Raw genomic sequence first — 634 nt, forward strand, 5'->3', positions numbered from 1 at the left:
AAGGGCAGTGTCGCGTTAACGGCGGCAAGTTAGCAAAAGTGGTGTTGCCGGTTATTTAGGCAGCCAGCAAATAGAATTGTTCCGCGGGTGATAATCCATCACTTTGTGGATGTTGATATTGCCCTTTGCGTATCATGTGAATCAGTTCGATGCCAGCCAGGAGCGTCTGTGCCCGGCGAAACGATTTGAACCCCAGCATCTGTCGTATCCGACGATTGATACTACGGTGATCTTGCTCAACCAGGTTATTCAGATACTTGCTTTGCCTGAGGGTGATGTTTTCCTCTTCAGGTTTGTCGGCATTGAGCGTGGCCAGAGCCGCAGTATTGGCGCCGCTTTTATCGATCATCACCCTTTCAGGTTCGCTGTGGTGATGGATGGCCTTGCGAAAGAAGCGCAACGCAGCGGCGGCCTACCGACCGTTTATGCCGGCGAAATGCCTTATCCAGCAATGGCACCAGACGGATGAGCCAACGGTGAAGCGTGGAATGATCAACGATAACACCATGCTCAGCCATCATCTCCTTGAGATTGTGCAGACTCAGGGCATAAGCGAGGTACCACCGAACACACTGAGCGATAACATCGGTGGGATAATGCAGGCGACGGAAGGCTTTTCGGATCAATGACATGG

The 634-nt window shown here is 51.9% G+C and carries 1 pseudogene; it reads right to left on the bottom strand.

Going from position 1 to position 634, the window contains the following annotated elements:
* Nucleotides 1-55: 55 nt before the first annotated feature.
* A pseudogene (locus NXS07_RS20645) lies at nt 56-632 on the bottom strand (IS6 family transposase).
* Nucleotides 633-634 lie beyond the last annotated feature (2 nt).

The organism is Xenorhabdus bovienii, from assembly GCF_024721015.1.
GTDB classification, from domain to species: domain Bacteria; phylum Pseudomonadota; class Gammaproteobacteria; order Enterobacterales; family Enterobacteriaceae; genus Xenorhabdus; species Xenorhabdus bovienii.